The sequence below is a fragment of the Mesorhizobium sp. M2C.T.Ca.TU.002.02.1.1 genome (genome assembly GCF_003997225.1).
In genome coordinates, this window is the sequence record NZ_RZTO01000383.1 from 1 (window position 1) to 5,657 (window position 5,657).

A 5,657-nucleotide genomic window follows, 5' to 3' on the forward strand; every position below is an offset into this window, starting at 1 on the left:
ATGTTGGGCATGTCGTTGGAGGCGATCCAGGCGCGGGCGTCCTCATCGGACTTGCCGTGCTCGCGCCAGCGCTCCATCAGCCGGCGCTCGAGCTCATTGCGCGGCACGTCGACGAAGATGGTGAAATCGAACAAAGGCGCCAGCCGCGACCACGGCTCCTCGTCCAGCAGCAGGTAATTGCCCTCGACCAGGATGAACTTGGTATCGGCGCCGACGATCTCGGCCGCCGCGCGCGACAGCTCGATGCTGCGGTCGAACACCGGAATGGCGATGTCGGGCTCGCCGGAGCGGATGCGCTTCAGCAGCGTCTCGAAGCCGGCGAAATCGAAGGTTTCCGGCGCACCCTTGCGGGGGCGCAGGCCGCGACGGTTGAGAATGATGTCGTCATAATGGAAGCCGTCCATCGGCACGATTTCGGACGTGCCTTCCGGCAAAAGCTCATGCAGGCTCGCCGACAGCGTCGACTTGCCGGCGCCTGGCGGACCGGCGATGGCGACGACGAAGCGCCTGGCCTTGCCGGCGCGCTTGAAGATGGCGGCTGTGATATGGGCGATCTCGGACATCGGCGCCTCTTCGATTAAGTAGCGGTCGGCATCTTGGCGGGTGTCGATGGAAAATTCAAACCGGATGGTAGCACCTGGCCGCAAGCAGGCAGTCATATACTGTCGGCGCGGTGCGGAAATCCGAGATGCAGGCGGGACAGCACCGCCCTCTGTCCTGCCGGACATCTCCCCCGCAACGGGGGAGATTGGCGGCTTCGTCGTCCGCGCGCGTCCTGCGGCGTTGACGATTGGCGAAAGCGAAGGGGACATCCGATCTCCCCCCCTTGCGGGGGAGATGGCCGGCAGGCCAGAGGGGGGTGTGAAGGAACGCGGCGTCACAGTGACTGTCCTTGTCGCCCCATCACCTCTGGAACTTCGCTCCTTGCTCCGCCCTGGAATGACGAATTCTCCAGCACTCTGACCAAACCCTCAGGCCGAGCGCCCGATGCGCAGGAAGTCGCCGTCGAAAGGCACCTCCTTCGCCGCGCCGTTCGGGGCAAGGACGCGCAAACGATCGGGCGCGGCTTCGATGCTCGGCGGCTCGGCTTCCGCGAACGGCACCCCACCGATGACATGGCGAAACGAGACCGAGCGCCCCTCGGCCAGCGCGAAGGCCGTCGCCACGCCTTCCTGCTTCAGCCAGTTGTCGCCGAGCGAGGCGGCATGGCCGACGGCCGAGCGGCCGTCCTCGACGCCGAGCACGCCGATATGGCGGCCGCTCCAGGGCGCGTAGTCGCGGCCGCCATTCGAGAACCACAGCATCGTCACCGGCAGTTCGGCCGGATTCTTCAGCACCATAACCAGATCCTGCTCGGCGCGCCGAGCGATCGCCGCCCAGCCCGGGCCGCCGTGATCCGCCTCGACCAGGGTGATGAAATCCTCGCGCCTGTCTTCCATGCGATAGTCGGTGAGATCGGTGGTGCCGCCGGCGGCCAGCGGGAACCGCGAGAGGTCAGTGACGCGAGCCGGATAGGCCAGCATGGACCGGCCGCGCGCCGGGTCCGGCTCCGGCGGCGTGGGAGGTGTGACGGCCATGCGCTTGGGCGAGAAGGCCAGCCGGCCGCCGCCTTGCATGACCGTCATCGGATGATGGGCGACGGAGATCGCGCCGGAACCGCCGGAAAAGATGTGCTCCTGGTAGAGGAAGGGGTGGCCGTCGCGCAGCGTGAAGACCTTGTCGATGGTGGCGCCCATCACCTTGCGGCGGAGCCGGAAGACAGCCCGCCGGCCGCCGGCAATGGCGCCGTTTTCGACGACGTCCCACGGGCTGTTGGCCGGCCAGCCATGCAAGGGTGCAGCCTCGACATCGCTGGCGGAGAAGGGCGCGCAGAGGAAATCGCCGGACAGGCGCACCGTGCCTTCCGGGAGATTTTCCGGCAGGCTCTCGCGCGGCGAGCCGACCCAGGGGGCGCGATGCAGCGGTTTCAGGATGCGGCCGTCTGCCTCGATATCCATCGCGGCGATATGGCCGACCGCGAGATCGAGCGAGACGGAGATGCCCTTTGCGCCGATCGTGACCGTGTCCATGAATGCCTCCCGCGAATCTTTTTTGCCAGGCGGCAGCAAAACCCGTCGAGTGCCGGATACGCAAGCGTGGTGGCAGGCAATTTGCATCAGGGGCGCCCATCCGCTTTGTGGCCCTTGCAGGCCCCGAGGAGAGCAGCAGCTTCACCGACGGCGCCCAGCCCGGATGCAATTCGGTGTTAAGATCGCCGTTAACCAGTTGGACGCCGCACATGGGTTACGTTAGCTTCGCCGCGTCTCAGCAACAGTTTTAGAACAAGTCTTGCCCCGTACCTTCCCTTTCCTCCAGAAACTCATCGCCATATTGGCATTGCTCGCGCTGGTCGCCGGCTGCACGACGGCCGGGCCGCCGGAAGGCGTGCTGGCCGTGCCGGCGCAGCCGCAGAAATATGCCGCGATCGTGGTCGACGTCTCGACCGGCAAGACCTTGTTCGAGGTCAATTCGCGGTCGCAGCGCTATCCGGCGTCGCTGACCAAGATGATGACGCTCTACATGCTGTTCGAGGCGATGGAGAGCGGCCGCGTCTCCAAGGAAACGCGGATCCCGGTTTCCGACCACGCCGCCTCGCAGCCGCCAACCAAGCTGCGCTTCCGGCGCGGCGAGACGATCGACGTCGATTCCGCCATCCGCGCCATGGTGGTGAAGTCGGCGAACGACGTGGCGGTGGCGGTGGGCGAGTATCTGGGCGGCGGCTCGGAGGACCAATTCGCCGCCATGATGACCGCCAAGGCGCGCTCGCTCGGCATGACCGGCACCAATTTCCGCAATGCCTGCGGCTTGCCCGACGACGGCCAGGTGACCACCGCGCGCGACATGGCGGTGCTGGGCATGGCGCTGGAAAAACGCTTCCCGCAGCATTTCCACTATTTCTCCGAAAGCGACTTCATGTTCCGCGGCAAGCTGGTGCGCGGCCACAATGACATGCTGGGGCGTGTGCGCGGCGTCGACGGCATCAAGACCGGCTACATCCGCGCTTCCGGCTACAACATCGTCACCTCCTACAATGCCGACGGGCGGCACCTGATCGTTGTGGTGATGGGCGCCGACACCGCGCGCCAGCGCAACGACCATGTCGAGGCGCTGATCCAGCGCAGCCTGGGGCCGGCGGTCGCGGATGCCGGCCAGCCGAGGCTGATGTATTCCGGGGAGCAGACCGCGGCCGCGCCGCTTCCCGGCATGACGCCGCCGGACTCTGGTTTGCCGGGGCTGCCGCCGTCGCAGCAGCCGACGCCTGCGTCGACGGTGCCTGGCCAGCCGGCATCCGATTTTCCGTCGCCGGATTTGGCATCGCCCGGCGCGCCGCTGCTGCCGACGCAGTAGGGCGGGGCGAGAAAGCCCGAGACGCCGGCGGGACAGCGCCCCCCTCTGGCCTGCCGGCCATCTCCCCCACTTGGGGGGAGATCGGATGTCACGCCGGCTTTCGCCAATCACCAACGTCGCAGGAATGAACGGAGCGCCGAAACCGCTAATCTCCCCCCTTGTGGGGGAGATGTCCGGCAGGACAGAGGGGGGCGCGAAGGATCGCTGCCTATCTCGCATCTCGCTGGCGCAAGGGTCTGTCGAGATTTAGGTCAGGCCGGCCTCACCTGAATATCGGCGGCCCCTACCGAACCACCAGCACCGGGATCTCCGTCAGCGACACCACTTCCGCCGTCTGGCTGCCCAGCACCAGGCGGCCGAGGCCGCGGCGGCCGTGCGAGGCCATGACGATGAGGTCGGAGCCTTCCGCGCCGGCGACCTCGAGGATCGCCTCGGCGGGGGTGCGGTTCTCGATATGCTGGCCCTTGGAGCCGACGCCCTTCGCGTCCGCTTCGGCCTTGCATTTGGCGAGAAGCTCGCTGGCGTATTTGCGCGCGCTTTCCTCGTAGTTGACCAGCTCGTCGGCGGCGACATAGCCGGCCATGGCGCCGCCCCAGGCCAGCGCCGGGAACGGCTCGGAGACGGTGACGAAGGCGACGGTGGCGCCGAGCCCCTTGGCCAGCTCGAGGCCGTGGGCGACGCCCTTCTGGGCGAGTTCGGAGCCGTCGGTGGCGATCAGGATTTTCTTGTACATGGTGACGATCCCTCGTTTGCGCGGCGCTGCGCGCCTGTTGGCGGGAGCCTGAACGGTCACGCCTGGTTTCGATATAGTCAGCCTATCAGGCCAGCCACAGGGGCCAGTTTGATGTGGATCAAGGCCAGGCGGCGGAGACGATTGCGCCAGGGGGCGTGAAATCGCCAGCGGTGCTCCCCTCTCCGTCTCGGCTTCGCCGAGCCACCTCTCCCCGCTCCGCGGGGCGAGGAACCCAAGCTTGCGAAGGTCGCGCCCTCGGCGACTGGCGTTTCCTCGCCCCCGCAAAGCGGGGGGTCCGCAGGACGGGCGAGACCCGTGGCTCGCCCCGGAATGGTGGATCGGCGCGCAGCGCCGAGACGGAGCGGGGGCGGCGCCGACGTTTGCAATTGCCTCGGCAGCCCACCCCGCCTCATCACAAGAACTTGTTCGGTCACACCAGCTTCACACTCACCATGGATATGCCGCGCCGGCTTGGCGTATCGTAGCCGCAAAGCCTCGAACAGGAGCACCGACCATGGCAGGCGACCCGAAGGCATCCGCGCAGATCCAGGCCGACAACGAGAACGACGTCGCCGGCGAATATCTCGAGGCGGAAACCGTGCCGGAGGATGCGCAGGCAGCCGCCGACGAGATCCTCGAAGCGCCGGAAGTGCCGGATTCCGAGCCGCACGGCGAACCGCATGTTCCAGGCACGGCCCGGATCAAGCCGAAGAAAAAGCCCTCGGCGATATCGGGGCGCAAATTCCGCAAGCGCGACCTGGTGCGCGTCGACGATCTCAGGCCCAGCCTCGCCGACCGCATCCGCTCCGACCATCCCGACCTGCCGCGCGGCGCCCGCATAAGCCGCGAGGAGCTCGGCCGCTACCGCATGCGCTACATGGAGGAATTGCTGCAGCAGGAGCACGGCGAATTCTCCGAGCTCGACCGCCAGGTGGTGGAATCGATCGCCAAGCAGGACACGATCTCGGAGAACTCGGAAGAGGAATATGAGGAGCACCGCTCCTTCCCCGACCGCGTTTCCGACTCGATGGCCGAGTTCGGCGGCAGCTGGTGGTTCCTGATCTCCTTCGCGGCGGTGCTCCTGCTCTGGATCGGCATCAACCTGATCGCCGGCACGACCAGCGCTTTCGACCCCTACCCGTTCATCCTGCTCAACCTGATGCTCTCCTGCATCGCCGCCATTCAGGCGCCGGTGATCATGATGAGCCAGAAGCGCCAGGAAGCCAAAGACCGGCTGCGCTCCTTCAACGACTACCGGGTGAACCTGAAGGCCGAGCTGGAAGTGCGCCACCTGCACGAAAAGCTCGACTACCTCATCTCGCGCCAATGGCAGCGCCTGGCCGAAATGCAGCAGATGCAGCTCGACGCCATGCACGAGCTGACCGCGGCGAAGAAGGTGAAGCGCGCGACAAGGGCGGTAAGGCGGAAGACGGCGAAGGTGGGGGCGGAGGGGTGAGGCCAGTTCCTCGCCCCGCCAGAGGCGGGGAGAGGTGTCTCGGCGAAGCCGAGACGGAGAGGGGAGCGCCCTCTCCGACAG

Annotated in this window: 5 protein-coding genes; 2 read left to right on the forward strand and 3 right to left on the reverse strand. The window is 66.8% G+C overall.

Features of this window, described 5'->3' with window-relative positions; translation table 11 throughout:
* Together EOD07_RS19910 and EOD07_RS19920 are read right to left on the reverse strand one after the other, a co-directional pair.
* The coding region (locus tag EOD07_RS19910; protein ID WP_164772369.1) for a nucleoside triphosphate hydrolase at positions 1–563 on the reverse strand (563 nt) is incomplete at its 3' end.
* Between the two features lie 408 nt (positions 564–971).
* Entirely contained in the window at positions 972–2,069 is a 1,098-nt protein-coding gene (locus EOD07_RS19920; protein WP_127236685.1) for a hypothetical protein, read from the reverse strand.
* Positions 2,070–2,328: 259 nt separating this feature from the next.
* Between EOD07_RS19920 and EOD07_RS19925 the strand changes: the two genes are divergently transcribed.
* Positions 2,329–3,387 carry a D-alanyl-D-alanine carboxypeptidase family protein gene (locus EOD07_RS19925; RefSeq protein WP_127236686.1) on the forward strand — a complete coding sequence of 353 codons (1,059 nt, stop codon included), beginning with the start codon at positions 2,329–2,331 and terminating at the stop codon, positions 3,385–3,387.
* Positions 3,388–3,670: 283 nt separating this feature from the next.
* Here the strand turns inward: EOD07_RS19925 and EOD07_RS19935 are convergent, their stop codons facing one another.
* Positions 3,671–4,120, reverse strand: a complete 450-nt coding sequence (locus EOD07_RS19935; RefSeq protein ID WP_127236687.1) for a universal stress protein — start codon at positions 4,118–4,120, stop codon at positions 3,671–3,673.
* A 514-nt stretch (positions 4,121–4,634) separates the two neighbouring features.
* Here EOD07_RS19935 and EOD07_RS19940 point away from each other — a divergent pair.
* Entirely contained in the window at positions 4,635–5,576 is a 942-nt protein-coding gene (locus tag EOD07_RS19940) for a DUF1003 domain-containing protein (RefSeq protein ID WP_071036695.1), read from the forward strand.
* Positions 5,577–5,657: the final 81 nt, after the last annotated feature.

Bases quoted from the DNA above. Each gene is read 5' to 3' on its own strand.
- EOD07_RS19920 (WP_127236685.1), bottom strand. From the start codon at position 2,069: ATGGACACGGTCACGATCGGCGCAAAGGGCATCTCCGTCTCGCTCGAT.
- EOD07_RS19935 (WP_127236687.1), bottom strand. From the start codon at position 4,120: ATGTACAAGAAAATCCTGATCGCCACCGACGGCTCCGAACTCGCCCAG.
- EOD07_RS19940 (WP_071036695.1), top strand. From the start codon at position 4,635: ATGGCAGGCGACCCGAAGGCATCCGCGCAGATCCAGGCCGACAACGAG.